The sequence below is a fragment of the Stenotrophomonas sp. Sm10 genome, from assembly GCF_030985515.1.
GTDB classification, from domain to species: domain Bacteria; phylum Pseudomonadota; class Gammaproteobacteria; order Xanthomonadales; family Xanthomonadaceae; genus Stenotrophomonas; species Stenotrophomonas hibiscicola.
In genome coordinates this window covers 14,280-39,532 of sequence record NZ_JAPTFO010000040.1, presented here as the reverse complement: position 1 = coordinate 39,532, position 25,253 = coordinate 14,280, and the positions used below count along the sequence as shown (strand labels likewise).

25 protein-coding genes and 5 tRNA genes are annotated in these 25,253 nt (G+C 66.8%); 14 read left to right on the top strand and 16 right to left on the bottom strand.

Annotated features, from left to right (window positions below; translation table 11 throughout):
- The 11 genes from O0J15_RS12690 to O0J15_RS12640 form a co-directional block, all read right to left on the bottom strand.
- Positions 1-77: transfer RNA gene (locus O0J15_RS12690), tRNA-Arg, on the bottom strand.
- A 58-nt stretch (positions 78-135) separates the two neighbouring features.
- Positions 136-212: transfer RNA gene (locus O0J15_RS12685), tRNA-Arg, on the bottom strand.
- A 58-nt stretch (positions 213-270) separates the two neighbouring features.
- Positions 271-347 (bottom strand) — tRNA-Arg (locus O0J15_RS12680).
- 58 nt (positions 348-405) lie between these two features.
- Positions 406-482 (bottom strand) — tRNA-Arg (locus O0J15_RS12675).
- Complete coding sequence (locus O0J15_RS12670; RefSeq protein WP_308305747.1) at positions 473-1,399, bottom strand: alpha/beta fold hydrolase; 927 nt, start codon at positions 1,397-1,399, stop codon at positions 473-475. Before O0J15_RS12670 ends, O0J15_RS12675 begins: the two co-directional genes overlap by 10 nt.
- Positions 1,396-2,205, bottom strand: coding sequence for a bifunctional hydroxymethylpyrimidine kinase/phosphomethylpyrimidine kinase (thiD, locus tag O0J15_RS12665; protein WP_134730674.1), 810 nt, complete (start codon positions 2,203-2,205; stop codon positions 1,396-1,398). Before thiD ends, O0J15_RS12670 begins: the two co-directional genes overlap by 4 nt.
- Positions 2,206-2,269: 64 nt before the next feature.
- The gene (locus tag O0J15_RS12660) at positions 2,270-2,938 is read right to left on the bottom strand and encodes a YoaK family protein (RefSeq protein ID WP_019661173.1); all 669 of its coding nucleotides are present in this window, start codon (positions 2,936-2,938) and stop codon (positions 2,270-2,272) included.
- A 12-nt stretch (positions 2,939-2,950) separates the two neighbouring features.
- Entirely contained in the window at positions 2,951-3,457 is a 507-nt protein-coding gene (locus O0J15_RS12655; RefSeq protein ID WP_019661174.1) for a hypothetical protein, read from the bottom strand.
- A complete protein-coding gene (locus O0J15_RS12650) occupies positions 3,454-4,854 on the bottom strand; it encodes a PhoH family protein (protein ID WP_019661175.1) in 1,401 nt (466 codons plus the stop codon). Before O0J15_RS12650 ends, O0J15_RS12655 begins: the two co-directional genes overlap by 4 nt.
- Positions 4,855-4,938: 84 nt before the next feature.
- A complete protein-coding gene (locus tag O0J15_RS12645) occupies positions 4,939-5,418 on the bottom strand; it encodes a peroxiredoxin (protein WP_019661176.1) in 480 nt (159 codons plus the stop codon).
- 79 nt (positions 5,419-5,497) lie between these two features.
- A complete protein-coding gene (locus O0J15_RS12640; RefSeq protein ID WP_019661177.1) occupies positions 5,498-6,058 on the bottom strand; it encodes a glycine cleavage system protein R in 561 nt (186 codons plus the stop codon).
- Between the two features lie 164 nt (positions 6,059-6,222).
- Between O0J15_RS12640 and dapA the strand changes: the two genes are divergently transcribed.
- Together dapA and O0J15_RS12630 are read left to right on the top strand one after the other, a co-directional pair.
- Positions 6,223-7,116, top strand: a complete 894-nt coding sequence (gene dapA, locus O0J15_RS12635; RefSeq protein ID WP_019661178.1) for a 4-hydroxy-tetrahydrodipicolinate synthase — start codon at positions 6,223-6,225, stop codon at positions 7,114-7,116.
- Positions 7,117-7,148: 32 nt separating this feature from the next.
- Positions 7,149-7,664 (top strand): hypothetical protein, encoded by a 516-nt coding sequence (locus O0J15_RS12630; RefSeq protein ID WP_019661179.1) that lies wholly within the window; start codon positions 7,149-7,151, stop codon positions 7,662-7,664.
- Positions 7,665-7,833: 169 nt separating this feature from the next.
- On the opposite strand, the gene fdxA is transcribed toward O0J15_RS12630, so the two are convergent.
- Entirely contained in the window at positions 7,834-8,157 is a 324-nt protein-coding gene (fdxA, locus tag O0J15_RS12625) for a ferredoxin FdxA (protein ID WP_004153066.1), read from the bottom strand.
- A 193-nt stretch (positions 8,158-8,350) separates the two neighbouring features.
- Here fdxA and O0J15_RS12620 point away from each other — a divergent pair, with 193 nt between their 5' ends.
- Entirely contained in the window at positions 8,351-9,775 is a 1,425-nt protein-coding gene (locus tag O0J15_RS12620; protein WP_019661180.1) for a sugar porter family MFS transporter, read from the top strand.
- A 387-nt stretch (positions 9,776-10,162) separates the two neighbouring features.
- Here O0J15_RS12620 and O0J15_RS12615 read toward each other — a convergent pair.
- Positions 10,163-10,237 (bottom strand) — tRNA-Glu (locus O0J15_RS12615).
- A 46-nt stretch (positions 10,238-10,283) separates the two neighbouring features.
- Between O0J15_RS12615 and pcnB the strand changes: the two genes are divergently transcribed.
- From pcnB to O0J15_RS12575, 8 genes are all read left to right on the top strand, one after another.
- Complete coding sequence (pcnB, locus tag O0J15_RS12610; protein WP_164145107.1) at positions 10,284-11,669, top strand: polynucleotide adenylyltransferase PcnB; 1,386 nt, start codon at positions 10,284-10,286, stop codon at positions 11,667-11,669.
- 3 nt (positions 11,670-11,672) lie between these two features.
- Positions 11,673-12,158: a 2-amino-4-hydroxy-6-hydroxymethyldihydropteridine diphosphokinase gene (folK, locus tag O0J15_RS12605; RefSeq protein ID WP_155029289.1), complete on the top strand. Its 486-nt coding sequence runs from the start codon at positions 11,673-11,675 to the stop codon at positions 12,156-12,158.
- Between the two features lie 34 nt (positions 12,159-12,192).
- Positions 12,193-13,008: a 3-methyl-2-oxobutanoate hydroxymethyltransferase gene (gene panB / locus O0J15_RS12600; protein WP_180833043.1), complete on the top strand. Its 816-nt coding sequence runs from the start codon at positions 12,193-12,195 to the stop codon at positions 13,006-13,008.
- Positions 13,005-13,844 (top strand): pantoate--beta-alanine ligase, encoded by an 840-nt coding sequence (panC, locus tag O0J15_RS12595; protein ID WP_308305746.1) that lies wholly within the window; start codon positions 13,005-13,007, stop codon positions 13,842-13,844. Before panB ends, panC begins: the two co-directional genes overlap by 4 nt.
- Before the next feature lie 160 nt (positions 13,845-14,004).
- Positions 14,005-14,385 (top strand): aspartate 1-decarboxylase, encoded by a 381-nt coding sequence (gene panD / locus O0J15_RS12590; protein ID WP_005409061.1) that lies wholly within the window; start codon positions 14,005-14,007, stop codon positions 14,383-14,385.
- A complete protein-coding gene (gene pgi, locus O0J15_RS12585; protein ID WP_019661186.1) occupies positions 14,382-15,896 on the top strand; it encodes a glucose-6-phosphate isomerase in 1,515 nt (504 codons plus the stop codon). The genes panD and pgi overlap by 4 nt, the downstream gene beginning before the upstream one ends.
- Before the next feature lie 280 nt (positions 15,897-16,176).
- Positions 16,177-16,383, top strand: coding sequence for a DUF6229 family protein (locus O0J15_RS12580; protein WP_010484314.1), 207 nt, complete (start codon positions 16,177-16,179; stop codon positions 16,381-16,383).
- An 80-nt stretch (positions 16,384-16,463) separates the two neighbouring features.
- Entirely contained in the window at positions 16,464-19,361 is a 2,898-nt protein-coding gene (locus tag O0J15_RS12575; protein ID WP_308305745.1) for a type 2 lanthipeptide synthetase LanM family protein, read from the top strand.
- A gap of 21 nt (positions 19,362-19,382) precedes the next feature.
- On the opposite strand, the gene O0J15_RS12570 is transcribed toward O0J15_RS12575, so the two are convergent.
- Both O0J15_RS12570 and O0J15_RS12565 read right to left on the bottom strand, forming a co-directional pair.
- Positions 19,383-19,946 carry a response regulator transcription factor gene (locus O0J15_RS12570; protein ID WP_005409063.1) on the bottom strand — a complete coding sequence of 188 codons (564 nt, stop codon included), beginning with the start codon at positions 19,944-19,946 and terminating at the stop codon, positions 19,383-19,385.
- The gene (locus O0J15_RS12565; RefSeq protein WP_308305744.1) at positions 19,943-21,169 is read right to left on the bottom strand and encodes an ATP-binding protein; all 1,227 of its coding nucleotides are present in this window, start codon (positions 21,167-21,169) and stop codon (positions 19,943-19,945) included. Before O0J15_RS12565 ends, O0J15_RS12570 begins: the two co-directional genes overlap by 4 nt.
- Positions 21,170-21,283: 114 nt before the next feature.
- On the opposite strand from O0J15_RS12565, the gene ispG reads away from it, so the two are divergent.
- From ispG to O0J15_RS12550, 3 genes are all read left to right on the top strand, one after another.
- Complete coding sequence (gene ispG, locus O0J15_RS12560; RefSeq protein ID WP_019661189.1) at positions 21,284-22,549, top strand: flavodoxin-dependent (E)-4-hydroxy-3-methylbut-2-enyl-diphosphate synthase; 1,266 nt, start codon at positions 21,284-21,286, stop codon at positions 22,547-22,549.
- The gene (locus O0J15_RS12555) at positions 22,530-23,279 is read left to right on the top strand and encodes a phosphatase PAP2 family protein (RefSeq protein WP_058980273.1); all 750 of its coding nucleotides are present in this window, start codon (positions 22,530-22,532) and stop codon (positions 23,277-23,279) included. Before ispG ends, O0J15_RS12555 begins: the two co-directional genes overlap by 20 nt.
- A gap of 200 nt (positions 23,280-23,479) precedes the next feature.
- A complete protein-coding gene (locus O0J15_RS12550) occupies positions 23,480-24,127 on the top strand; it encodes a response regulator (RefSeq protein ID WP_308305743.1) in 648 nt (215 codons plus the stop codon).
- A 319-nt stretch (positions 24,128-24,446) separates the two neighbouring features.
- On the opposite strand, the gene eda is transcribed toward O0J15_RS12550, so the two are convergent.
- Positions 24,447-25,106, bottom strand: a complete 660-nt coding sequence (eda, locus tag O0J15_RS12545; RefSeq protein ID WP_134730658.1) for a bifunctional 4-hydroxy-2-oxoglutarate aldolase/2-dehydro-3-deoxy-phosphogluconate aldolase — start codon at positions 25,104-25,106, stop codon at positions 24,447-24,449.
- Between the last annotated feature and the right edge of the window lie 147 nt (positions 25,107-25,253).

Here is a 25,253-nt window from a genome sequence, read left to right as displayed (position 1 = left end):
TGGTGCGCCCGGAGAGATTCGAACTCCCGACCGCCTGGTTCGTAGCCAGGTACTCTATCCAACTGAGCTACGGGCGCGCGGTACACAATCAAATTTTACTGCATTTCCAGCGGCGGATGCCGGAAACCTGTCGAGTGGTGCGCCCGGAGAGATTCGAACTCCCGACCGCCTGGTTCGTAGCCAGGTACTCTATCCAACTGAGCTACGGGCGCGCGGTACACAATCAAATTTTACTGCATTTCCAGCGGCGGATGCCGGAAACCTGTCGAGTGGTGCGCCCGGAGAGATTCGAACTCCCGACCGCCTGGTTCGTAGCCAGGTACTCTATCCAACTGAGCTACGGGCGCGCGGTACACAATCAAATTTTACTGCATTTCCAGCGGCGGATGCCGGAAACCTGTCGAGTGGTGCGCCCGGAGAGATTCGAACTCCCGACCGCCTGGTTCGTAGCCAGGTACTCTATCCAACTGAGCTACGGGCGCCCTGCGACAGGAGCGGAATTATGCGGATGTCGGCGCGGACCGTCAACAGTTTTGTGAAAATTTTCATCCAACTGAATGAAAAAGCTGTCAGCCACGGCGTCCGGCGCCTTCAGCCACGCGAAATGATCGGCGCGCGTGCCCAGTTCATGCGCGGACAGCACGCGCAGCTGCGCGTCCACATTCGGCAGCTTCGCCAGCAGCGTCTGCATCGATCCGGTGGGGGCCAACCAGTCGTGCTCCATCAGCACCGCCTGTGCGCTGCCATGCACGCGCGCCATCTGCGCATCGAGGTCTTCGTCCATGCCGGACGCGGCGTAGTGGTTGTTCAGGCCCACGCGCGCCCAGTCGGCAATCAGGCCGCGCGCTTCGGTGCCACCAAAGCCGAGGCGACGGCCATGCAGGACGCCCTGGCGCCGCGCGATCCACGGCAGGAAGCGGTAGACCAGTGGCAGCAGCCAGCCACGGGGTGGCGGGAACCCGCGCCAGAACGGTGAGCCACTGGCGGCCAGCCATAGCCGGTTGAAGTAGTGCGGGTTGCGGCCGGCATGCACGCAAGCCAGCTGCCCACCGAGACTGTGTCCACCGATGATCCAGGGCAGGGCGCCGGCGTCGTCATCCGCTGTGGCCAGGACCGCCTGGCTGGTTGGCAGATCCTGTTCGAGTACCTCGCGATAGCCCCAGTCCTGCGTGCGCGACGGGCGCAGTGAACTGCTGCCGTTGCCGCGCCACTCGTGCAGGTACACCGCCACGCCCTTCGCAGCCAGCGCCTGCGCCAACGGCAGGTAATGGCGCGCGGCCACGCCCAGCGCGGGCAGCCACAGCAGGCGCGCGACGGGATGTGCAGGCACGCAGGCGATCACTTCGTAGCGATGGCCGTCGTTGCACTGCACGGCGAGGATGCGTGGCGTCAGGCTCATGCGTGCGGTGCCGCGCCGAAATGGTCGAGCACCCGCACTTCGCTGCGGCCCGGCGCATAGCCTTGCTGCAGCCCACGTGCAACGTAGTCGATGCCGGCTTCGCAGGCATTGGCCAGGCTCAGGCCATTGCACAGCTGCGCAGCAATGGCCGAAGCCAACGTGCAGCCGGTACCGTGCGCGTCCAGTGGCAGGCGCGCATGGATGAATTCTTCGCTGCTGACGCCGTCGAAGTAGCGGTCGATTACGCGGTTGCCTTCCTGCAGGTGGCCACCTTTCAGCAGTACGGCGCCGGCACCGAGATCGAGCAGGGCTGACGCCGCGCGCTCAGCGTCATCGCCATTGCTGATCTTCCGTCCGACCAGCAGTTCTGCTTCCGGTGTGTTGGGGGTGATCAGCGTGGCCAGCGGGATCAGGCGCTCACGCATGGCCTGCAATGCGCTGTCTTCCAGCAGGCGCGCCCCACTGGTGGCGACCATCACCGGGTCCAGCACCACGTGCGGCGGACGATGCTTCTCCAGTGCGTCAGCAACGGCGTTGATCACGCCGGCGTTGGCCAGCATGCCCAGCTTTACCGCGTGAATGTCGAAATCGTCGAAACAGGCATCCAGCTGCGCGCACAGGAAGTCGATCGGCGGCACATGCACGGCGATGACGCCACGCGTGTTCTGTGCGGTCAGTGCGGTGATTGCGGAGAGGCCGTGCACGCGATGCGCGGCGAAGGTTTTCAGGTCGGCCTGGATGCCCGCCCCTCCACCGGAGTCGGAGCCGGCGATGGTGAGAGCGGAAACGGGAGTGGTCGGGCTCATTCCGCGATTGTGCCGTGGTCGCGCAGGGGAAGGTAGATCCACGCCATGCGCCGATGTCCTTGATTCAATGCCGCCAACGTGCCCATTGCTGGTACAGCACATAGCCCAGGCCCGTCAGGCCAGTCAGCAGGGCAGGGGCGAGCAGGGCGTCATATTGCCAACGCATGAACAGCCAGGCGCCGAGGATGCCGCCGGCGAGGAAGCCGCTGATGATCAGGCCGCTGAGGGTCAGGCGTCGTACCTGCAGCGGCAATCCGCGCAGCAGGTGGCCCAGGCCGATGCCGAGGTCGGTGAACATGCCGCTGAGATGGGTGGTGCGTACCACCGCGCCGCTGAAGGTGGTGGCCATCGCGTTCTGCAGGCCGCAGGCCATGGCGGCGGCCAGTGCGCCCCAGATCTGGTGGCGTTCGAACAGCGGAATGGCCACCAGCAGCAGCGCGGACTCCAAGGCCAGCGCCACACCGTAGCGTCGGCCCAGTTGCAGGGTACTGTCCTGGATCAACAGGCCGCTGAGCATCGCACCCAGTGAGAACGCGATCAGCAGCCCCCACAGATGGCCGACCGCGCGCCAGTCGCCCTGCGCCAGCGCCATGCCCAGCTGGCTGGTGCTGCCGGTCATGTGGCTGACCGCCTGATGCTCGAAGCCGAGGAAGCCGACCACGTTGACCATGCCGGCCACGCACGAGAGCGCGACCGCACCAATCCAGACCCAGGTGGGCAGGCGTATTCCCATCGGCAAGGCCCCTCAGGGCCCGCCGAAGCCGCCGTTGAACTGCAGCTCGCTGAAGGTATTGCTGGAGGGGTCGAACACCGCGCCCCAGAACTGCGTGCCGCCGTCGCAGACGCGGATCGCTTCCCGTGCCGGATTGATGCCGCTGCCATCGGGCAGATGGAAGGCGTTGACGTAGATCAGCCGCTTGCCGGCGCTTTCGATGCCGACGTACTGGCGGTCGAAGTCCAGCACCTTCGGGACCTGTGCCTGCAGCGACGAGAGCTGTGCTTCCAGTTGGTCGATCTGCTGCCGGCTGGGTGCCCAATAGCCGCTGACCCGGCCCGCCTCGCGGCCTGGACTGGGCCGCGAGCAGGTGTCGAGCACCTGCGCGGCGATGATCGGGCGGGTGACCACCCAGGATTGTCCGGTACGTTCGGCGGTCGGCACGCTGGCCGGGCCGCGCGTGGTGGTGCAGGCGCCGAGCGCGGCTGCGAGGGCGATCGCAGCCGTGGGCAGCAGCAGGCGGGTGCAGCGGTTCACAACACCTCCGACGCGTAATCGGCCAGGCGCGAGCGTTCGCCACGGCGCAGGGTGATGTGCGCACTATGCGGCCAGTTCTTGAAGCGATCCACCGCGTAGGTCAGGCCCGAGGTGGTTTCGGTCAGGTACGGGGTGTCGATCTGCTCGACGTTGCCCAGGCAGACGATCTTGGTGCCGGGGCCAGCACGGGTGATCAGCGTCTTCATCTGCTTGGGGGTGAGGTTCTGCGCCTCGTCCAGGATCAGGTAGCGTGACAGGAACGTGCGGCCGCGCATGAAGTTCATCGAGCGGATCTTGATGCGGCTGGCGAGCAGGTCGTTGGTGGCCTGGCGGCCCCAGGTGCCGCCTTCCTGGTTGTGCGTGAGCACTTCCAGGTTGTCGGTCAGCGCGCCCATCCACGGCGTCATCTTCTCTTCCTCGGTGCCCGGCAGGAAACCGATGTCCTCGCCAACGCTGACCGTGGCGCGGGTCATGATGATCTCGCGGTAGCGCTGCTGGTCCATGGTCTGGGCCAGGCCGGCGGCCAGCGCCAGCAGGGTCTTGCCGGTACCGGCGGTACCCAGCAGGGTGACGAAGTCGATCTCCGGGTCCATCAGTGCGTTCAGCGCGAAATTCTGCTCGCGGTTGCGCGCACTGATGCCCCACACGGCGTGGCTGCCGTGGCGGAAATCATCGACCAGCGACAGCACTACCTTGCCGTCGCCGACCACGCGGCTGACGCGCAGTTCGACTTCGTCTTCGCCGGGCAGGTAGACGTACTGGTTCGGGTACCACTCCTCGCCATCCTGCGCCTGGATCTCGTAATGGCTGCGGCCCTTGTCGCTCCAGCTGCGCAGATCCTCGCCGTGGCGCTTCCAGAAGTCTTCGGGCAGCTCGGTGGCACCGGTGTAGAGCAGGCTGAAATCGTCCAGTGCGCGGTCGTTCTCGTAGTCCTCGGACACGATGCCGGCGATGGCGGCCTTGATCCGCAGGTTGATGTCCTTGGAAACGAACACCACCGGCAGGTCCGGCGTTTCTTCCTTGAGGGCCAGGATCGCGCCGAGGATGGCATTGTCCGGAATGACCTTGCCAAAGCTCTTGCCCGCGTCGAAATGGCTGGTCTGGAAGCGCAGCTTGCCGGCGCTCTGCTTGCCGCGCAGCTGCAGGCCATTGGGACGCTGCAGTGGAATGCCGTCGGCCAGGTTGTCCAGGCCGGATTCCTGCACCAGCTCGTTGAGGAAACGGCTCACCTGGCGAGCGTTGCGGCTGGCTTCGGAGGTGCCCTTCTTGCCGTTGTCCAGCTCCTCGATCACCTGCATGGGCAGGTAGATGTCGTGCTCCTCGAATTTGAACAGCGCGGTGGGATCGTGCATCAGCACGTTGGTATCCAGCACGTAGATGCGCTTGCCTCGGGTCATCGTCGATTCCTGGTTACGGGCAGGGAAAAACCACCACGGCCTGCAGCGGGGCAGGGTGATGGCAGACACGGTAGGCAGGGGGACTCACTTGGACTGGGAGGCCTTCAGTTCGGCGAGAACGGCATCGGCATGGCCGGCAACCTTGACCTTGCGCCAGGACTGCACGATGCGGCTGTCGGGGGAAATCAGGAAGGTGCTGCGTTCGATGCCACGTACCTGCTTGCCGTACATGTTCTTCATCTTGATCACGTCGAAGGCGCTGCACAGCGCTTCGTCGCCATCGCTGACCAGCGGGAAGTTGAAGCCCTGTTTGGCGCAGAAGTTGTCGTGCGACTTCACCGAATCGCGCGAGACGCCCAGTACCACCGCGCCCGCCTTCCTGAACTTCGGCAGCAGGGCGTTGAAGTCGATGCCTTCGGTGGTGCAGCCCGGCGTGCTGTCCTTGGGATAGAAGTACAGCACCAGCCATTGGCCGGCATAGTCGCCGAGGGTGGCGTGGTCGCCGCCGGACAGGGCCAGCGGCAGGGAGAGGGTAGTGCTGTCCAGGGTGTCGCCGTTGTTCATGAGGTCCTTCTGTCGAGCCTGGGTTCTTGCCATTACAGCTACATGAAACGCCACGCGCGCGTGAGAGACGCGCGAAGAATCAGAACTTCATGGGATCCATGATCGCGTCCAGGTTCAGGTGGTCGCAGAACTCAAGGAAATCGTCGCGCAGCGCGGCAATATGCATGTTGGCCGGCACGCCGATGGTGACCTGTGCGCTGAACATTTCCGCACCGGTCTGCATGGCGCGGTAGCGCGTGCTCTGCAGGTTCTCGATGGTGATGCCCTGGCGGTCGAAGAAATCGGCCAGCTGGAACAGGATGCCCGGCTTGTCGGCGGCGATCACCTCGACGATGTAGGGCAGCAGGTTGGACTGCGCCTGCTTGGCGGCGGTGCGGTACCAGACCAGCTTCAGCCCTTCCTCGCGCTCCAGCCGGGTCAGCATCGCCTCCAGCTTGGCCACCGAGTCCCAGGAGCCGGTGGCCAGGGCGGTGACCGAGACGTCGCGGCCGACCGTGGCCAGGCGTGCGTCCACCAGATTGCAGCCGCTGTCGGCGATGCGGCGGGTGACGGGCAGCAGAGGGGACTCCGGATGCGTCGTGTAGGCGTTGATCAGGAGGTGGTTTTCGCTCGGCGCGGGGCGCGGGGTGGTGTCGGTCAAGGCGATTCCGGGTAATGCATGCGTGAGTCTGAATGCCCGCCAGAGGCGGGGATCCACCGGTGTCCAGCATACTTGCCCGTGCTTTCGCGCCGCAAGTAACATTCAGGTCGCCCCCGGCCTTTCGTGGCGGGCGTTTTCCCTTTCCAGCCAAGAGCAGCACGTCCTTGTCCCTTTCCGGCCTCATCACCGCGCTGGCGACCCCGTTCCGGGCCGACGGCGCCCTCGATCCCGACGGTTGGCAGCGCCTGCTGCACCTGCAACTGGAAGGTGGCGTCCATGGCGTTGTCGTTGCCGGCTCGACCGGCGAAGCGGCAACCCTCACCGATGCCGAGTACGACCTGCTGCTGGCCAGCGCGGTCGAACGCATTGGCGGCCGCATCCCGGTCATGGCCGGCACGGGCCTGTCCGGTACTGCCAAAACCATCGAACAGACCCGTCGTGCGGCCGCGCTTGGCGCCAGCCATGCACTGGTGGTCACCCCGCCTTACGTAAGGCCGACCCAGGCCGGCCTGATTGCCCATTATCGTGCGGTCGCCGACCAGGGCGGGTTGCCGGTCGTGCTGTACAACGTGCCCGGCCGTACCGGTTGCGACATGCAGCCGGAGACCGTGGCCGAACTGGCCAGCCACCCCAACATCGTCGGCATCAAGGAGGCGGTGGGCGACACCGGCCGGGTGCAGGCGCTGCTGGCGCTGCGCAGCCCGAAGTTCGCGGTCCTCAGTGGCGATGACGGCACCGCCGCGCGCTCGATCCGGGCCGGCATCGATGGCCTGATCTCCGTGGGCTCCAACGTGCTTCCGGGTGCCTACCGCCGGATGTGCGAACTGGCCGCCGCGCACGACCATGCAGCCACCGAATCCTGGGACGCGCGCCTGCAGCCGTTCCACGATTTCTGCGGCGTTGAACCGAACCCGATTCCGGTCAAGGCGCTGCTGCGCCGCATCGGTGTCGGCCATGACCTGCGCCTGCCGCTGCTGCCGCTGTCGGCGCCGCACCATGCGGCCGCCGACCACCTTGCCGGCGACATCGCCGCCCTCGAAGCCCTTTCCAGCCACTGACCTTCCGTCTTGGTCTGACCCAGGAGATTCACATGCGTCAATCCGTTTCCACCGTCCGCGTGCTGTCCTATGCCCTGCTTGCTGTGGCGGTCGCTGCCGGCACCACCGGCTGCTTCAAGCGCGGCGTCAAGGGCGACTACGCCCTGGCCCCGGAAATGCGTCCGCTGGAAGTGCCGCCGGACCTGAACCTGCCGGCCACCACCGGCGACAACAAGGTGCCGACCCTTTCCTCGGCGACCAAGCCGGCGGCCCCGGTGGCTGCGGCCCCGGCCGTGGGCAACACGGGTTTCACCATCGCCGGTGGCAAGGATGAGGCCTTCGCCAAGGTCGGCACCGCGCTGGAAGGCGTGGAAGGCGTGACCATCGCCAGCCGCGCGCAGCTGCTGGGCTCGTATGACGTGGCCTACGAAGGCAGCAACTTCCTGGTCCGCGTGGTGGCCGTCGATGCCGGCGCCTACATCTCCGCGGTGGACCCGCGCGGCCTGCCGGCCACGGCCGAAGCGCCGGTAAAGCTGATCGCCGCGCTCAAGGCGAAGCTGGCGCAGTAAGGGCTGGTCGGGTGGATGCGGGCCTTGGTCCGCACCTGCCTTGGGTAGCGCCGGGCCATGCCCGGCGAGCTTGAAGCGCGGCCCAGGATCCGCCGGGCATGGCCCGGCGCTACCGGAAATGGAAAAGGGCGCCCAAGGCGCCCTTTTTCGTTGTCGCAGCAGGCGCTTCTCAGCGTTCCAGCAGCTTCAGCTTGTCCGGCTTGCCATCCCATTCGCCGGCGTCGGCAGGCGGGTCCTTGCGCACGGTCAGCACCGGCCACTCCTTCGCCAACTCGGCGTTGAGGGCGACGAAGCTCTCCTGGCCGGCAGGAACATCGTCCTCCGGGAAGATCGCGTTGACCGGGCATTCCGGTTCGCACAGGGTGCAGTCGATGCACTCATCCGGATCGATCACCAGGAAGTTCGGGCCTTCGTGGAAGCAATCCACGGGGCACACTTCCACGCAATCGGTGTGTTTGCACTTGATGCAGTTTTCGGTGACGACAAAGGGCATGGGCTGGGGGCGGATCGATTCCTGAACCCGCCAATTCTAGAACAGGTTGGCCCCCAGTGTCGGCGCGGGGCGGAAATCGGGCGCCTGGCAGGCGCGGCCGTGGCGGACATTGGCGGCAGGGCAAGGCCTGTGCGACGCTGCGGGTCAGCCGGCTGCGTCGGATGGCCGGCCTCCCTTCCCAACAGGTTCATCCATGTCCCAGCGCCAACCCGGCATCGCCTCCCACGGCGGCGAAAACACGGCATTCATCGTCCTCATCAGCTGCGTGGCCACCCTCGGTGGATTCCTGTTCGGCTTCGATAGTGGTGTCATCAATGGCACGGTCGACGGCCTTCGCCAGGCCTTCAACTCCAGCGAGGCGGCGCTCGGTTTCGAAGTCGCTTCGATGCTGCTGGGGTGTGCGGTCGGTGCCTTCCTGGCAGGCTGGCTGGGGGATCGCCTGGGCCGCCGAGGCGTGCTGATCGTGTCGGCGCTGATGTTCCTGGTTTCGGCGCTGGGCGCCGGTGCCGCTCACGCTTCCTGGCTGTTCATCGCCGCGCGCGTGCTGGGCGGTTTCGCGGTGGGCGCGGCCAGCGTGATGTCGCCGGCCTACATCGCCGAGGTGGCCTCGGCGCGCTATCGCGGGCGCTTGGCCACGGTGCAGCAGATGGCGATCATCTGCGGCCTGTTCGCCGCCTTCCTCAGCAATTACCTGCTGGCCCGTGCCGCTGGGGCGTCGACCGAGCCGCTATGGCTGGGCCATGAGGCCTGGCGCTGGATGTTCTGGATGCAGGCGCTGCCATCGGGGCTGTTCCTGCTGCTGTTGCTGGTGATTCCCGAAAGCCCGCGCTTCCTGGTCGTGAAGGGGCGCCCGGAGCAGGCGAGGGCGGTGTTGGCGCGGCTGTACGGCGAGGCCGCAGCCACGGCCAAGCAGGCCGAGATCGAGGCGAGCCTGGCCCAGGACCAGCACAAGCCACGCTTCGCCGACCTGCGCGACAAGGTCACCGGCAGGCTGCGCCCGATCCTCTGGGTCGGCATCGGCCTGGCGATGTTCCAGCAGCTGGTCGGCATCAACGTGGTGTTCTACTACGGCGCGGTGCTGTGGCAGGCGGTGGGGTTCTCGGAAAGCGACGCGCTGCTGATCAATGTATTGTCCGGTGCGCTGAGCATCGGTGCCTGCCTGCTGACGGTGCTGCTGATCGACCGCATCGGGCGCAAGCCGCTGCTGTGGATCGGCTCGGTCGGCATGTCGGTAGCGCTGGTACTGATGGTGGTCGCGTTCGCCAGTGGCAGTCTCGCCGACGGTCGCCTGCAACTGTCCGACGGCATGGGCCGGCTGGCGCTGGTGGCGGCCAACGTCTATGTGGTGTTCTTCAACATGTCCTGGGGCCCGGTGATGTGGGTGATGCTGGGTGAAATGTTCCCCAACCAGATCCGCGGCCCGGCATTGGCCGTCGCCGGTGCGGCGCAGTGGACGTCGAATTTCGCGATCACCGTGACGTTCCCGATGCTGCTGGCGGGCATCGGCCTGGCCGGGGCCTACGGGATCTATACGGTGGCGGCCATCCTCTCGATCTTCTTCGTGGTCCGCTACGTGCGCGAGACCAAGGGCAAGGAGCTGGAGCAGATGGAAGGCTGACGCTGCCCGGCTTCGGTTGCATTCCGTTGGCGCCTCGGTGTCATCGAGGGCGAAGGCGGGGCAGCCCAATCCGGGACACGCCGTGAACCCATCCATGGGGGCTCGATGGCGCCATCCATGGCGCCAACGGTCCCGGCTTGAGCTGCCCCGCCTTCGCGTCAGGCATAGCGGTTCTGGCGGACGCAGCTCTGCGCGTCGGGATTGAATTGGCTGCGGAGGAGCGAGGCTGTTCGTGCCGCCGTCGCGGGAAACTGTCAGGGTGGCCCACCCACTCCCACGCAGGAACAGGAAGGCGCTACTGCGACCAGGCTGACCGATGCCGATGCAAACCCCGGAAAACAGAAAAGCCCGCACAAGGCGGGCTTTTTCGGTTCCTGCTGCGGCGACTGGCGCTCCCTAGGGGACTCGAACCCCTGTTTTAGCCTTGAGAGGGCCACGTCCTAACCACTAGACGAAGGGAGCGTAACTGTGTCGCTGCCGAGGCAGGAGCGCTAGTATATGCACCTCGATGCCATTGGGCAATCCCGAAACTTCAACCGGAAGCGCCAACATCATTTCCCCTGCTACATCACCGTTCAGCCTGCGCGTCATCCCGCGCGACCAGCACACGATCTCCCGCAAGGACATCAGCCCGAACGCCCTGCGCGTGCTTTATCGCCTGCGCGATGCCGGCTTCGGCGCCTACCTTGTCGGCGGCGCGGTGCGCGATCTGCTGGTCAATGGCCAACCCAAGGATTTCGACGTGGCCACCGACGCCACGCCCGAACAGGTCAAGCAGCTGTTCCGCAACTGCCGCCTGATCGGCCGCCGGTTCCGCCTCGCCCACGTTGTGTTCGGCCGCGAAATCATCGAAGTCGCCACCTTCCGTGCCAACAGCGATGACGGCAGCGGCGACCGCGAGATGGAAAACGGCATGCTCGTGCGCGACAACGTGTACGGCACCATCGAAGACGACGCCATCCGCCGCGACTTCACCTGCAACGCCCTGTACTACGCCATCGAGGACTTCTCGGTGCGCGACTACACCGGTGGCTTCGAGGACGTGCAGGCGCGCCTGATGAAGCTGATCGGCGACCCGGTGCAGCGCTACCAGGAAGACCCGGTACGCATGCTGCGAGCGGTGCGCCTGGCGGCCAAGCTCGGCTTCCAGATCGAGGAGGGTACTGCCGCGCCGATCCCGCACCTGGCCGGCCTGCTCAACGAAGCCGCGCCAGCGCGCCTGTTCGAGGAAGTGCTCAAGCTGTTCCTGTCCGGACACGGCGTGGCCAGCTTCGAAGGCCTTGAGCGTTACGGCCTGCTCGACGTGCTGTTCCCGGAAAGCGCCAAGGCGCTGAAAGCCAACCGCACCGGCGCGCTGCGCCGCATGCTGGTCGAGGGCCTGGCCAATACCGATGCGCGGGTGGCCAACGACGAACCGGTCTCGCCGGCGTTCCTGTTCGCGCTGCTGCTGTGGCCGGCGTTCTGCCGTGCACAGGCGACCCTGCTCAAGCAGGGCGTGGCACCGGAAGAGGCGCAGCGCCGCGCCGCCGACCGCGTCACCGTGCAGCAGTTGAGCACCATCGCGCTGCCGCGCCGCTTCTCGCTGCCGATGCAGGAAATCTGGCTGCTGCAGTCGCGCTTCAGCTCGCGCCAGCGCAAGCGCGTGTTCCGCACCCTGACCCATCCGCGCTTCCGTGCCGCGTTCGATTTCCTCAGCCTGCGCCAGGTGGCGTCGTCCGAGCACGCCGCCGATGTCGAATTCTGGCGCGAAGCGCAGGCGCAGTCCGGGCGTGAGCTGGAGTCGTCGCTGGATGCGATGCACAGCGAAGAAGGCGATGACGAGAGCGGAGCGCCGCGCAAGCGCCGCCGTCGCCGCCGTCGTCCGGGTGCCCCGGCCGGTGCAGCGGGCGAGTAGGCGATGACCCCTGCCTGGATCGGCCTCGGCGCCAACCTCGGCGACGCGGCCGCCACCGTCGGCGCGGCGATTGCCGCGCTGGACGGCCTGCCCGGGACCCGGCTGCGCCAGGCCTCGCGGCTTTACGCAACGCCGGCCTGGGGCAATGAAGACCAGCCGCCGTTCGTCAATGCGGTGGCCTCGGTCGAAACCACCTTGCCGGCCGATGAGCTGCTGCAGGCCATGCTGGCGCTGGAGCAGCGCTTCGGTCGCGTGCGCGATCCGGCAGTGCACTGGGGCCCGCGCGCGCTGGACCTGGACCTGTTGTTGTACGGCGTGCAGGAGCTCGACCAGCCCGGGCTGAAGGTGCCACACCCGTACATGCACGAACGGGCCTTCGTGTTGGTGCCGCTGGCCGAAATCGCGCCGGATCTTGCCATTCCCGGCCACGGCCGCGTGCGGGACGCAGTGGTGCGGGTGGACGCCTGCGGGATTGCCCCGATAGGGTGATAATGCCCGGGTTATCTCCCCCGGTTATCAGCACATGAGCACCCACGCAGACAGCAAGCCCTGGACCGTTCCCGCCCTGGCCGAGGCCAAGCGCAATGGCCAGAAGCTGGTCATGTTGACCGCCTACGACGCCGGCTTCGCCCGCACTTTCGACGCCAATGGCGTTGACCTGATCCTGATCGGCGATTCGCTGGGCATGGTGGTGCAGGGCCATGATTCGACCCTGCCGGTGACCGTGGCCGACATGGTCTACCACACCCGCGCCGTGGCCCGCGTGCTGCAGCGTGCGCTGCTGGTGGCGGACCTGCCCTTCGGCGCCGATGCCACCCCGGAGCGCGCGCTGGATGCCTCGCTGCAGCTGCTGCAGGCCGGTGCCGAGATGGTCAAGATCGAAGGTGCCGGCTTCAAGGTCGACATCATCCGCTACCTGGTCGAGCGCGAGATTCCGGTCTGCGCGCACCTGGGCCTGACCCCGCAATCGGTGCTGCGCCTGGGCGGCTTCAAGATCCAGGGCCGCGGCGATGCCGCGCGCCAGCTGGTGGAAGATGCCAGGGCCGTGGCCGCTGCCGGCGCCAGCATCATGGTGCTTGAGTGCGTGCCGACCCCGGTTGCCGCCGAGGTGACCGCTGCGGTGGAGGTGCCGACCATCGGCATCGGTGCCGGCCCGCAGTGCGACGGCCAGGTGCTGGTGCTGCACGATTTCCTCGGCCTGGACAGTGGCCATCGCCGCCCCAAGTTCGTCAAGGATTTCCTTGCCGAAGGCGGTTCGGTGGCCGGTGCCACCCGCGTCTACGCCGACGCCGTGCGCGACGGCAGCTTCCCCGACGAACAGCACGCTTACGCCTCATGATCCAGACCTTCAACGAGCTTGGCGCATTGCGCGAGCAGATCGCCCACTGGAAGCGCGAGGGCCTGCGCGTGGCGCTGGTGCCCACCATGGGCAACCTTCACGGTGGCCATCATTCGCTGGTGACCCTGGCCCGCCAGTACGCCGACAAGGTGGTGGCAAGCATCTTCGTCAACCCGACCCAGTTCGGGCCGAACGAGGATTTCAGTCGCTATCCGCGTACGCCCGAGGCCGATGTGGCCGGGCTTGAGCAGGTCGGCTGCGATGCGGTGTGGCTGCCCAGCGTCGAGGCCATGTACCCGCTGGGCGTGGACAAGACCACGCGCATGCACGCGCCGGGTGTCAGTGAAGTGCTTGAAGGTGCCAGTCGCCCGGGTCACTTCGACGGCGTGTGCACGGTGGTAGCGCGCCTGTTCCTGCAGGTGCAGCCTGACGTGGCCGTGTTCGGCCGCAAGGACTACCAGCAGCTGGCTGTCATCAGGCAGATGGTGGCCGAACTGTCGTTCCCGATCCAGATCGTCGGTGCCGAGATCGTGCGCGACGAGGATGGCCTGGCCAAGAGTTCGCGCAACCAGTACCTGAGCGCCGAACAGCGCCCGGTCGCGACCACCATCCACCGCACCCTGCTGGGCATGCGCGAGGGCTACGTGGCCGGTCACCCGCGCGAACGCATCGAGGCCGATGCCACCGCCGCACTGCAGGCGGCCGGTTTCCAGGTCGACTATGCGGTGCTGCGCACCCCGGAGCTGGCCGAGCCGACGTTCGATGGCGGTGGCCGCGTAGCGCTGATCGCCGCGCGCCTGGGTACGACCCGGCTGATCGACAACCTGGAATTCTGAGCTCCGGCGGCGCCGCGCGATGCATGGGGTCAGATGCCTTTTCCAGGGGAAAGGGTTCTGACCCCGGTTTCACCGCCTACCTGAACAGGTTGCCGGCCGTGATGCCCCGCGCTGTGCGGGTGCTAGAATCCGCTCTTTCCTTTGCCGTTGCAGCGCCCCCATGCACCTGTCCCTGCTCAAGACCAAGATCCATCGCGCCACCGTCACCCATTCCGAGCTGAACTACGAAGGCTCGATCGCCATCGATGACAACCTGCTGGCTGCCACCGGCATCCGCGAGTTCGAGCAGGTGCACATCTGGGACGTGACCAACGGTGCGCGCTTCTCGACCTATGCCATCCGCGCCGAAGCCGGCAGCGGCGTTGTCTCGCTCAACGGTGGCGCCGCGCGCCACGTGCAGGTCGGTGACATCATCATCATCGCCGCGTTCGCCAGCATGACCGAGCAGGAAGCCGACAGCTTCAAGCCGAAGCTGGTGTACGTTGATGGCAAGAACCAGATCACCCACACCAACGACACGATCCCGACCCAGGCCGCATGACAACGAACAACGGATTCGACTCGCTGCATTCCCACGCCCAGCGCCTGAAGGGCGCAAGCATCCCCAGCCTGCTCGCCGCCGAACCCGGCCGCGTGCAGGATCTGGCGCTGCGGGTCGGTCCGTTGTACGTCAACTTCGCGCGGCAGAAATACGATGCCGCCGCGCTGCAGGCGTTGCTGGCGCTGGCTGCCGAACGTGATGTCGGCGGCGCCATCACGCGCCTGTTCCGTGGCGAGCAGGTCAATCTGACCGAGGGTCGCGCCGCACTGCACACCGCATTGCGCGGCGACGTGGTCGATGCACCGGTTGCCGCTGAGGCCTATGCCACCGCGCGCGAGATCCGCCAGCGCATGGGCGTGCTGGTGCGCGCGCTGGAAGACAGCGGCGTAACCGACGTGGTCAGTGTCGGCATCGGTGGTTCCGACCTCGGTCCGCGCCTGGTCGCCGATGCGCTGCGTCCGGTCAGCGGTGCGCGCCTGCGCGTGCATTTCGTGTCGAACGTGGACGGCGCCGCCATGCAGCGCACGCTGGCCACGCTGGATCCGGCGAAGACCGCGGGCATCCTGATTTCCAAGACCTTCGGCACGCAGGAAACCCTGCTCAACGGCCAGATCCTGCACGACTGGCTGGGGGGCAGCGAGCGCCTGTATGCCGTCAGCGCCAATCCGGAACGCGCGGCCAAGGCTTTCGCGATCGCCGCCGATCACGTGCTGCCGATGTGGGACTGGGTCGGTGGCCGTTATTCGCTGTGGTCGGCCGTGGGTTTCCCGATCGCGCTGGCCATCGGTTTCGAGCGCTTCGAGCAGCTGCTGGAAGGCGCCGCGCAGATGGATGCGCATGCGCTGGATGCACCGCTGGAGCGCAACCTGCCGGTGCTGCACGGCCTGACCGACATCTGGAACCGCAACCTGCTGGGCCATGCCACGCACGCGGTGATGACCTACGACCAGCGCCTGGCGCTGCTGCCGGCCTACCTGCAGCAGCTGGTGATGGAAAGCCTGGGCAAGCGCGTGCAGCGTGACGGACAGCCGGTCACCACCGACACCGTGCCGGTGTGGTGGGGCGGGGCGGGCACCGACGTGCAGCACAGCTTCTTCCAGGCGCTGCACCAGGGCACCAGCATCGTTCCGGCCGACTTCATCGGCTGCGTGCACAGCGACGATCCCTACACGATCAATCATCAGGCCCTGTTGGCCAACCTGCTGGCGCAGACCGAAGCACTGGCCAATGGCCAGAGCAGCGACGACCCGCACCGCGATTACCCCGGGGGCCGCCCGAGCACGCTGATCCTGCTCGACGCACTGACCCCGCAGGCGCTGGGCGCACTGATCGCCATGTACGAACACGCTGTGTACGTGCAGTCGGTGATCTGGAACATCAATGCCTTCGACCAGTTCGGTGTCGAGCTTGGCAAGCAGCTGGCCAGTGGCCTGTTGCCGGCGCTGCAGGGTGAGGATGTGGCGATTGCCGATCCGATGACCCGCGAGATACTGGCGCAGCTGAAGCGCTGAGCCCGGTCGTGGATGCGCCGGCGACAGGCCGGCCATCCCATGCCTTCCGTTCCTGCCATTCCGGGGCCCTGCGGCGTTGCCCATGCAGCGTATTCGCGTGCCTGCGGCAGCGCAGCTTGACTACGCATGGCGTGCCAATGCAGTGTGCATGGGCGGCTGTACCTGTCATCCAGTATCGCTCGCAGCATGATGTTGATGCCAGGGACTGGCCGTATCCGGAGGGACGTGGAATCGATCCATGTCCTCAACGCCTCATGTTGTGAATGACAGGAGATTGCGAATGGATCTGAATGACGACGTTGTGTCCGGCTGGCTCAATGGCTCGGACGATGTGGATGGGTGCGCCAACCCTGCGGGTTCGCTGTTCATCTACGGTGCGGCAGCCACCGAAGCGGCCCTCACCGGGGCTTCGGACACCATGATCACCGGTGGCACCAACGAGTGCACCACCACGGTATCGGTGATCAACCACTGCCTGTGTTGCTGATGTAGCCCGTGCCGGCACGCAGAGGCATGCAGCTGCGTGCCGGCGACTGGAACAGACTCTTGAATCTCGCAGGGGGCGTAATGACCGCTTCTCCGGCTGCGGCCGCGTTTGCGCGCATCACCGAACATTTCCTTGCCCAGGCGCGCGCTGCGCTGGCTGCCGGCCTGCATGATCCCGCCATCGCCCTGCAGCCCGGCGAACGTGCGCTGCTGCATTCGCAGGGCGAGGCGGCGCTGCGTGAGCATGCCCAGCTCAAGCTCAACCGCGTGCTGCTGCTGGAGCTGCACGCCGCTGCACGCAGCGGTGACATCGGCCCGCTTGACAGTGCTGGTGCGCTGGACGAATTCGTTGCCCTGGCCACGAGCGAGGGCTTCCGCGCGCATCTGCAGCAACGCTATCCGGTACTGCTGCCGCGCCTGACGCGCATGCTCGAAGGACAATGCGAGGCCGTGGTGGAGCTCGCTGCACGCATCGGCAGTGATCGTGTTGCGTTGGCCGAGTTGCTGGGTGCGCCGGCGGGCACGCTGCATGCCGTTGCATTGGGCCGCGGTGACCTGCACGGTGGCGGCCGCACCGTGGCACGGCTGCAGTTCGAAGGCGGCACGGTGATGTACAAGCCACGCTCATTGCGCATCGATGCCACGCTCGATGGCCTGTTGTCCGCGGTCTTCGGTGATGCCCCTGACCGCGTGCGCGTGCCGAAGGTGATCGATCGTGGCAGCCACGGCTGGGCTGCATTCGCCGCGCATCGCTATTGTTCCGGCGAGGCTGAACTGCGGTGCTATTACCGCGGCCTCGGCCACTGGCTGGCCATCCTGCGCCTGATCGGTGGCACCGACATCCATCTGGAGAATCTGATCGCGGTCGGGCCGGTGCCGGTGGTGGTCGACGCCGAAAGCGTGTTCTGCCGGGTAATCGAAATCGAGCCATCAGGGCTTGGCGATGCGTACGACACCGCCGTCAAGCTGATGCGCAATTCAGTGCTGCGTACCGGAATCGTGCCGTTCCGTACTGCCGGCCTGGGCATGGAGGGCGTGGACCTGTCTGCAGCCGGCGCGCTGCCCGGCGAGCAGCCACGGGTGCAGGTGCCGGTGATCGTCGACGACGGGACCGAACCGGCCCGGTTGGGCATGGTCGAGGCCGAGGTCTCCATTGCGCAGAACCATCCCAGCGCACAGCCCGATGTGTCGTTGTACTGGGACCACATCAGCGAGGGCTTCATCGACGCCAGTGGGCGTCTGCGCGCGCTGGACGCGAACGGCGAACTGATGCCGCTGCTGACGGCCTTCGAAGGCTGCCAGGTGCGGGATGTACGGCGGCCGACAATGGCCTACGCCGAGCTCGGGCGGATGCTCTGGCATCCAGCATCGCTTCACAACGAAGCTCGGGCGGTTGAGCGCGCGATCGACCTGCTCGTGCGGAATGCGGCGGTGTCGCCCGCTGCGCCATCGGACCTGGAAACCGTACGCGGAGAGGTCGATGACCTGCGCCACGGTGACATTCCGATCTTCGCATCGCAGCTGGACGCGGCGCGTATCCACTCCGTCGTCGCCAACTGGCGCGCGATGCGGATTGACCTGGAAGACGTGACGATCCGCAGCACGCTGGTCGCCACCGACCTGAACCAGCATGCACTGGCCCGAGCCGAGGCCCGGTCCGGCTACAGCTATGCAGCACGGCATCCGCGCGCCGACGACCTGGACGCACGCCGTCGCACGCTGGCCACGCGCGCGGTGGAAAGCCTGCTGCGGCTGGCGGTGCACGGCGAAGACGGCTCGATGACCTGGATCACACCTGAAGTGACGCGTACCGGATGGACCGTCCAGCCGGTGCAGCCAGACCTGTACTTCGGGCTGGGCGGCATCGCTTTCGCACTGGCAGCCTATCGCCACGAAGTGGAGCAGGGGCGTGCCGATCCGGTGGCCGGGCTGGATCCGGCCATCGAGGGCGCCCTTGCGGTGTTCCAGACCCTGTGCGAGCGGCACCCTGCCGAAATTGACGGTGGATTCGTCGGAACCGGTTCGCAAATGTGGGCATTGCTGGCATTGCACGACCTGTTGCAGCGACCGGCGCTGCTGGCGCTGGCAGAGCGCTGCGCGGAAGCCGCGGAGCATCGCGGTTTCCAGCAGGCGGCAAAGTTCGAACTGATTGATGGTGTGTCCGGCATGATCCTGCCGTTGCTGGCGCTGGCTGAAGCCACCGGCAACGCACGCTGGCTGGAACTGGCGGCCGCAGCGGGACGCCGCATGCAGGACGCTGCGATTGTCGACGCAGACGGTACGCGCTGGCCGACGCCACAGTTCAGCGAGCCGATCGGTGGTTTTGGCCACGGTGCGATGGGCATGGGCTGGGCGCTGGCACGACTGGCCCGCTCCGAGGCTGGCAGCGTGCCCGAGCGGGCCGCATGGCGGCGGCTGGCCGAAGGAGCATTTGCATTCCAGGCAGCCCTGTTCGAGCCACATACCGGGCACTGGCGGGACATCCACCTGCAGGATGGGCAGAAGAACTTCCCGACCTGGTGCCACGGCAGCGTGGGCATCGGCCTGGCGGCGGCGGACCTGTATGCCCGCACCGGTGATGCCGCGCAATTGCGCGACATGCGTCGCGCCGTGGCCGATGCGCGCGGCAAATGGGGGTTCAGCCACACCCTGTGCCATGGCGATGTGTCCACCCGGGAACTGCTGGTGCTGGCCGCTGCGCTGGATCCGGCAGGGTGTCCCTATCCGCAGGACGAGGCCGCCATCGAGATCATTTCTTCGATCGAGGAGCACCAGGGGATGGTTGGCGGCCTCACCCGCGCGGCCTTTACCCCGGGCCTGATGATCGGCCTGGCGGGTTCGATCTACGGCTTCCTGCGCATGCATCCGGCCTGCGTACTGCCATCGCCGCTGCTGCAGGAGACGATGGCCACGCGGGCCGATGCGTGTGCGGTGCGCTCCAGCGCCGCGCAGGACCGGCCGGCGCTGGTCGAGGCCTGAGCCGGACCGGTCCGTCAGCGATCAACGGCTCGGATCGCGTTCCGGGCTCGGCCGCTTTGCCAGCTTGCGCTGCAGCGAACGCCGGTGCATGCCGAGCAGACGCGCCGCTGCGGACACGTTGCCGCCGGTCTCGTGCATCGCCTGCTGGATGTGTTCCCACTGCAGGCGGCTGATCGGCGTCATCGCGTCCGGCACTTCCATTTCGCCATCGTCGGCCGGGCCGTCGTCCTCTTCACCGAGGGCGCGCAGGATCATCGGCACCGTGGCCGGCTTCGGCAGGTAATCATCCGCGCCCAGCTTGATCGCCTCCACTGCGGTGGCGATGCTGGCATAGCCGGTCACCAGCAGGATGCGCATGTCCGCGCGCAGTGCGCGCAGCGGCTGGATCAGCGCCAGGCCGGAATCGCTGCCCAGCTTCAGGTCGATCAGCGCGAACGCCGGCGGATGCTGGCGGGCCAGTGCCAGGGCACTGGCGGCATCCTGTGCGGTCTGTGTTTCCAGGCCCTTGCGGGCCAGGCTGCGCTGCAGGGTGCGCAGGTACAGCTCGTCGTCGTCGACCAGCAGACCAAGGGTTGAGGCGCTCATGGGGTTTCCTCGCGTGGGGCCAGCGGCAGGCGGAAGCCGACGCGGCTGCCGGCCCCCTGGGCCGGGCGCATCCACATCTCGCCGTCGAGGCGTTCGATGGTGGCATGGGACAGGGCCAGGCCGACGCCCATGCCCTCGCTCTTGCTGCTGCCGAACAGCTTGCCCGGCAGCACGGCGGCACGGGCGTCGAAACCATGGCCGTAGTCGCGTACTTCGCCGATCAGGTCGTCGCCCTCGATGCGCAGGTCCAGGTCCACGCGCGGCCGGCCGGCCTTCTCGCCGGCATCGGCGGCATTGTTGAGCAGGACCATCAACAGATGGCCTACGCCCGGGTCGAGCGGCAGCCGCAGCGGCGCATCGTCATTGCGGTGCAGGTCGATGGTCGGCCGCACCAGGCGCCATTGTTCCAGTACCTGCTGGGCGCTGGAATGGCTGCGGCCCGGCGCGTCGGCCGAGGCTGGTGCGGCCAGCGCCAGCACACGTTCCCGGCACTGCACCAGCAGCTCGCGCAGGGTTTCCATGTCTTCGCGCACTTCGGGCTCTTCGCTGCGCTCGGCGACGTCATCGGCAAGCAGGGTCATGGTCGCCAGCGGCGTGTTCAGTTCATGCGCCACGGAGGCGGCATGGGTGGCCAGGGCGACGATGCCTTCGTTGCGGGCGAAGCGTTCCCTGAGTGCCGACAGTTCCAGTTCGCGCTGTCGCAGCGCCAGCGCCAGGCGGGTGGAGAAGGTCAGCACGACCGCTGCGGAAATGAGGAAGTTGGCGACCACGCCCCAACGGTTGAGGTCCTGCGCGCGGAAATAGCCGTCCGGCAGCGGCTGGCCGAAGATGCCGCTGGCGGCGTAGCCGAGCAGGCAGGCCAGGGCCACTGCCAGTGCCCAGCGCAGGGGCAGGGCGAAGGCGGCCAGCGCGATCAGGATCAGGAACAGTGAACTGAACGGGTTGGCCATGCCGCCGCTCCAGCCCACCATCCAGGTCAGGATGATCACGTCCACCAGGATATGGCCGAATGCGGTCAGCGGGGCGGTGTCGGCCGCTTCCGGGCGCAGCTGGGTGTAGATGTTGAACAAGGTGAGCACGGCCACGCCGGCCCATAGTGGCAGCTGGGGCAACGGCAGGCCCAGCACCCAGCTGGCGACCAGGATGGTGGCGGCCTGGCCGCCTACGGCAAGCCAGCGCAGGCTGCACAGGGTACGGAGGAACGGGGCGTCGGGACCGGTCATTCATGCTCATCGTATGCGTTCACGGGCGCGCGTGCCTGCGACAATCGGCCGCAGCCGTGCCGCCGGCTGAATGCGAGTCACCCCGAATGCGGGAGCGGGCGGTAGAATGCGCCCATGCACGACGCCGTGACCCGCCCTACGCCTCCCTCCGACGCCACCTCCTGGCCCCGCCGCCAGACCCATGCCGTGCAGATCGGCGGGGTCACCGTAGGCGGAGGCAAGCCGGTAGTGGTGCAGTCGATGACCAACACCGACACCTCCGACGTGGCTTCCAGCGTCAAGCAGGTGGCCGAGTTGTGGCGCGCGGGTTCGGAAATGGTGCGGTTGACCGTCAACACCGTGGAAGCGGCTGCGGCGATCCCGCGCATCGTCGACAAGCTGGCGATGATGGGTATCGACGTGCCGCTGATCGGTGACTTCCATTACAACGGCCACCAGCTGCTGACCGCCGAACCGGCGTGTGCCGAAGCGCTGGCAAAGTACCGCATCAACCCCGGCAACGTCGGCTTCGGCAAGAAGAAGGACCTGCAGTTCGCGCAGTTGATCGAGTTTGCGATCCGCTATAACAAGCCGGTGCGCATCGGCGCCAACTGGGGCTCGCTGGACCAGGCCCTGGCGGCGAAGCTGATGGACGAGAACAGCCTGCGCGAACAGCCCTGGGATGCCGGCCGCGTGCTGCGCGAAGCGCTGATCCGCTCGGCCCTGGATTCGGCCGAGCAGGCGGTGGAACTCGGCCTGCCGCGCGACCGCATCGTGCTGTCGGCCAAGGTCAGCGGCGTGCAGGAGCTGATCGCGGTATACCGCGACCTGGCCCAGCGCTCGGATTTCGCCCTGCACCTGGGCCTGACCGAAGCCGGTATCGGCAGCAAGGGCATCGTCGCGTCGGCGGCGGCGCTGGGCGTGCTGCTGCAGGAAGGCATCGGTGACACCATCCGCATCTCGCTGACCCCGGAACCGGGCCAGTCGCGCACGCAGGAAGTGATCGTCGCCCAGGAACTGCTGCAGACCACCGGCCAACGCGCCTTCACGCCGCTGGTCACGGCCTGCCCGGGCTGCGGCCGCACCACCTCGGAGTTCTTCCAGGAGCTGGCCAAGGTCGTGCAGAACCACGTGCGCGAGAAGATGCCGCTGTGGAAGATCCACCACCCGGGGGCGGAGAACATGACCCTGGCGGTGATGGGCTGCATCGTGAACGGGCCGGGCGAGTCGCGCCATGCCAACATCGGCATCTCGCTGCCGGGCACGGGCGAAACACCCGCAGCGCCGGTGTTTGTCGATGGCGAGAAGAAGGTGACCCTGCGCGGCGACAACATCGCCCAGGAGTTCGTCGCCCTGATCGACGACTACGTCGAACACACGTATGTCCGAAGCGCCGGATAAGCCTGCGATCCTCGCTGCACCGGAGTCCGCCTCCGGTTTCCGCCACTGGATGGCGCGCAATGCCTGGCGCCTGGTCCTGCTGTTCGGCGGCGTGCTGCTGCCGCTGGCTGGCTTCGTCGCCCTGGCGGACGAGGTGCACGAGTTTGAATCGTTCCATTTCGACGCGCCGCTGCTGTGGCAGATGCATGGCCTGCACTCGCCACTGCTGGACCGCTTCTTCGTGCTCATTTCCAAACTGGGCTATGAGTGGTTCCTGATCCCGGCCGACGTGCTGATCATCGGCGTGCTGCTGGGCTACCGGCGCTGGCGCGAGGCCACCTTCGTGGCGGTCAGCTTCGTCGGCTCGGCGCTGCTGAACATGGGCAGCAAGCACTTCTTCCAGCGCCAGCGCCCCAGCCTGTGGGAATCGATCGCGCCGGAATCGACGTTCAGCTTTCCCAGCGGCCACGCGATGGGCTCGATGACCCTGGCGGTGACCCTGGTACTGCTGGCCTGGAACACCCGCTGGCGCTGGCCGGTGCTGCTGCTGGCACCGGCATTCAGCCTGCTGGTCAGCGTCTCCCGGGTCTATCTGGGGGTGCATTACCCCTCCGATATCCTGGCCGGATGGTGTGCCGCGCTGGTTTGGGTGGTAGGGTGCTATCTGGTCATGTTCAGTCGCCGGCACCCTTGGCGGCATCATGGCACGCGGCCAGCGAAGGCCAGCGAAGCATCATCACAGGGGGATTGACGTGGATGCCCCGCGCGGGACGTCTACGTGATAGATCAGTTGTTTCGTTGCAGCAGGTTCTGCAAGACAGGGGGCAAGCACAACGCGCGGTACTGTGATGCGCAAGGCAGATTGCCGGGGCCGCATTCCGAACGCGCTTGCAGGGTATCGGCACCCTGCCTAGCTTGACCTGCAATGGCCGCATTCGAAGAGGTACGTGAATGACGATTCGAGTCTACCTGGTGGATGACCACGCGCTGGTCCGCACCGGGATGAAGATGATTCTGTCGGGGGAAACCGACATCGAGGTGGTGGGCGAAGCCGAGACCGGCGAAGACGCGCTGCGTGAATTCCGCCAGCTGCTGCCGGATGTGGTGCTGTGTGACCTGCACCTGCCGGGTGTGAGCGGCATGGAAGTGACCGAGCGCATCGTGCGCAGCCACCGCAACACCCGCGTGGTGATCGTGTCGGTGCTGGAAGATGGCCCGCTGCCGAAGCGGCTGCTCGAAGCCGGCGCGGCCGGATATATCGGCAAGGGTTGTGATGCGCAGGAACTGCTGCGCGCGGTGCGTGACGTGGCAGGTGGGCGCCGCTACCTGGGCACCAGCATCGCGCAGAATCTGGCACTGTCGACGGTGGAAGGCAACGGTTCGCCGTTCGACAGCCTGTCGCCGCGCGAGCTGGAAGTGGCGTTGCTGCTGACCCAGGGCCTGCGCCAGGAAGATATCGCGCGGCGGCTGAGCCTGAGTGCGAAGACGGTGAACACGCACAAGGCGCGGCTGTTCGAGAAGATGGGGATCCACGACAACATCGCGCTGGCGCGGATGGCCAGCCAGTACGGGTTGGTGGATCCGGCGCGGCCGCTGTAACGGGTTTCGGCCAACGGCTGAGCCCCTTGCGGTGTGCGGCAGGATTCGTGGGGTTGGCCCTGCGGAGGGATTGCGCAGGGGACGCCGTGAATCCATCCCTGGAGGCTCGGTCGCGCCATCCATGGCGCTCACGCCCCTGCGCAATCCCTCCGCAGGGCCAAGGACGGTTTTCGTGCGCCGCCACCGCGGAATGAAGAAGGAAGAGCGGGAGCGGGTCGCGCTCTGGATGCTGGTCCTGTAGAGCTGAGCCATGCTCGGCTGCTTTCCATTCCGCTGGCGTGGAGCCGAGCGTGGGCTCGGCTCTACAGCTGCGTTGGGCTCAGTGGCCGCGAACGCGCTTGATGATCTTCGCGGCGTCGGCGGCGCTGGCGCGCACCTTGTCCCATTCGCCGTTGGCAATCCAGTTGCCCGGCACCATCCACGAACCGCCGATGCAGACCACGTTTTTCTGCTCGAGGTATTCGGCGGCGGTGTTTTCGGTGATGCCGCCGGTCGGGCACAGCTTCAGGTCCGCCACCGGGCCGGCCAGTCCCTTGATCATCGCCAGCCCGCCCACGGCCGTGGCCGGGAACAGCTTGCACACGCGGAAGCCGCGGGCGTAGAGCGACAGCAGCTCGGTCGGCGTGGCCGCACCCGGCACCACCGGCAGCGGCGCAGCAGCCAGTGCATCGGCCAGCGCTGGCGGCGTGCCCGGGGTCACCAGGAAGTCCGCGCCCGCATCGATCGACTGCTGCATCTGCTCCACGGTCAGCACCGTGCCTGCACCCACCACCACATCGGGCAGCTCGCGCTTGAGCATCGCCAACGCTTCCATCGCCACCGGCGTACGCAGCGTCAGCTCGATCGCCGGCAAACCACCGTCCAGCAGCGCCGCACTGACCGCCCGCGCCTGGTCCAGCGTATGAACCGTCACCACCGGCAGGATGCCCGCCGCATGCAACAGCTCCGCCGCCTTCACCTGATGTTGTTCGATACCCATAGCTCTGCTTCTGCCTTTGCTGTCGAATTTGATTTCAATGATCACTTCGCGGCATTGATGCGCCGGAGAGTGTCAGAAGGGCGCGGTCAGCCCCAGCCGGGACCGTAAGCGGCATGGATGCCGCGACCGAGCCCCCATGGGTGAGGG

Excerpts from the sequence above, each read along its gene's own strand:
- O0J15_RS12670 (WP_308305747.1), bottom strand. The coding sequence starts at position 1,399 with ATGAGCCTGACGCCACGCATCCTCGCCGTGCAGTGCAACGACGGCCAT.
- thiD (WP_134730674.1), bottom strand. The coding sequence starts at position 2,205 with ATGAGCCCGACCACTCCCGTTTCCGCTCTCACCATCGCCGGCTCCGAC.
- O0J15_RS12660 (WP_019661173.1), bottom strand. The coding sequence starts at position 2,938 with ATGGGAATACGCCTGCCCACCTGGGTCTGGATTGGTGCGGTCGCGCTC.
- O0J15_RS12650 (WP_019661175.1), bottom strand. The coding sequence starts at position 4,854 with ATGACCCGAGGCAAGCGCATCTACGTGCTGGATACCAACGTGCTGATG.
- O0J15_RS12645 (WP_019661176.1), bottom strand. The coding sequence starts at position 5,418 with ATGAACAACGGCGACACCCTGGACAGCACTACCCTCTCCCTGCCGCTG.
- O0J15_RS12630 (WP_019661179.1), top strand. The coding sequence starts at position 7,149 with ATGCGTCAATCCGTTTCCACCGTCCGCGTGCTGTCCTATGCCCTGCTT.
- fdxA (WP_004153066.1), bottom strand. The coding sequence starts at position 8,157 with ATGCCCTTTGTCGTCACCGAAAACTGCATCAAGTGCAAACACACCGAT.
- O0J15_RS12620 (WP_019661180.1), top strand. The coding sequence starts at position 8,351 with ATGTCCCAGCGCCAACCCGGCATCGCCTCCCACGGCGGCGAAAACACG.
- pcnB (WP_164145107.1), top strand. The coding sequence starts at position 10,284 with ATGCCATTGGGCAATCCCGAAACTTCAACCGGAAGCGCCAACATCATT.
- folK (WP_155029289.1), top strand. The coding sequence starts at position 11,673 with ATGACCCCTGCCTGGATCGGCCTCGGCGCCAACCTCGGCGACGCGGCC.
- panB (WP_180833043.1), top strand. The coding sequence starts at position 12,193 with ATGAGCACCCACGCAGACAGCAAGCCCTGGACCGTTCCCGCCCTGGCC.
- panC (WP_308305746.1), top strand. The coding sequence starts at position 13,005 with ATGATCCAGACCTTCAACGAGCTTGGCGCATTGCGCGAGCAGATCGCC.
- panD (WP_005409061.1), top strand. The coding sequence starts at position 14,005 with ATGCACCTGTCCCTGCTCAAGACCAAGATCCATCGCGCCACCGTCACC.
- pgi (WP_019661186.1), top strand. The coding sequence starts at position 14,382 with ATGACAACGAACAACGGATTCGACTCGCTGCATTCCCACGCCCAGCGC.
- O0J15_RS12580 (WP_010484314.1), top strand. The coding sequence starts at position 16,177 with ATGGATCTGAATGACGACGTTGTGTCCGGCTGGCTCAATGGCTCGGAC.
- O0J15_RS12575 (WP_308305745.1), top strand. The coding sequence starts at position 16,464 with ATGACCGCTTCTCCGGCTGCGGCCGCGTTTGCGCGCATCACCGAACAT.
- O0J15_RS12570 (WP_005409063.1), bottom strand. The coding sequence starts at position 19,946 with ATGAGCGCCTCAACCCTTGGTCTGCTGGTCGACGACGACGAGCTGTAC.
- O0J15_RS12565 (WP_308305744.1), bottom strand. The coding sequence starts at position 21,169 with ATGACCGGTCCCGACGCCCCGTTCCTCCGTACCCTGTGCAGCCTGCGC.
- ispG (WP_019661189.1), top strand. The coding sequence starts at position 21,284 with ATGCACGACGCCGTGACCCGCCCTACGCCTCCCTCCGACGCCACCTCC.
- O0J15_RS12555 (WP_058980273.1), top strand. The coding sequence starts at position 22,530 with ATGTCCGAAGCGCCGGATAAGCCTGCGATCCTCGCTGCACCGGAGTCC.
- O0J15_RS12550 (WP_308305743.1), top strand. The coding sequence starts at position 23,480 with ATGACGATTCGAGTCTACCTGGTGGATGACCACGCGCTGGTCCGCACC.
- eda (WP_134730658.1), bottom strand. The coding sequence starts at position 25,106 with ATGGGTATCGAACAACATCAGGTGAAGGCGGCGGAGCTGTTGCATGCG.